This is a genomic window from Bilifractor sp. LCP19S3_H10, assembly GCF_052119185.1.
Classification (GTDB): domain Bacteria; phylum Bacillota; class Clostridia; order Lachnospirales; family Lachnospiraceae; genus Bilifractor.
This window is the reverse complement of sequence record NZ_JBQKFT010000067.1, coordinates 1-583: the sequence shown is the minus strand read 5'-3', so window position 1 is coordinate 583 and position 583 is coordinate 1. Positions and strand designations below refer to the sequence as shown.

Annotated in this window: 3 tRNA genes and 1 rRNA gene; all 4 read left to right on the top strand. The window is 49.7% G+C overall.

Annotated elements, in window-relative coordinates:
• Positions 1–85, top strand: a 23S ribosomal RNA gene (locus ACTQZS_RS15460); the annotation flags it as partial.
• Positions 86–179: 94 nt separating this feature from the next.
• A tRNA-Asn gene (locus ACTQZS_RS15455) sits at positions 180–252 on the top strand.
• A 35-nt stretch (positions 253–287) separates the two neighbouring features.
• Positions 288–359, top strand: a tRNA-Glu gene (locus ACTQZS_RS15450).
• Between the two features lie 13 nt (positions 360–372).
• Positions 373–444 (top strand) — tRNA-Cys (locus tag ACTQZS_RS15445).
• Positions 445–583 lie beyond the last annotated feature (139 nt).

The window sequence follows — 583 nt, the reverse complement described above, 5'->3', positions numbered from 1 at the left end:
AAAGACGATAAGGTTGATAGGGCAGAGGTGGAAGTGCCGTAAGGCATGGAGCTGACTGTTACTAATCGGTCGAGGGTTTGACCTGAAGCATAAGTTGGAACGGAAGGAGGGAATCCGGAGACGGATTCTCGGGAAGAGTTTGTGTGTTCAGTTTTGAAGGTATGTGTCTTCATATAAATTCCTCCTTAGCTCAGTCGGTAGAGCGCATGACTGTTAATCATGATGTCGGCGGTTCGAGTCCACCAGGGGGAGCTTACCTTTGTTAAAGGGTAATGATTGGTTTCTGTGGCCCGGTGGTCAAGCGGTCAAGACATCGCCCTTTCACGGCGGTAACACGAGTTCAATTCTCGTCCGGGTCATCCAATATTATATGGCGTGGTAGCCAAGTGGTAAGGCAATGGTCTGCAACACCAGTATGCGCCGGTTCAAATCCGGCCCACGCCTCTTCAGGAATCCAGTATAACTGGGTTCCTTTTTTACTGTATAAAGCCGTCGTCAAGCGGGCAGTTTTTGGGCATGCGAAGCATGCACAGAAAACTGCATGCTTGAACGACGCTAACATGTATGAGCATGGAGCGGTGTG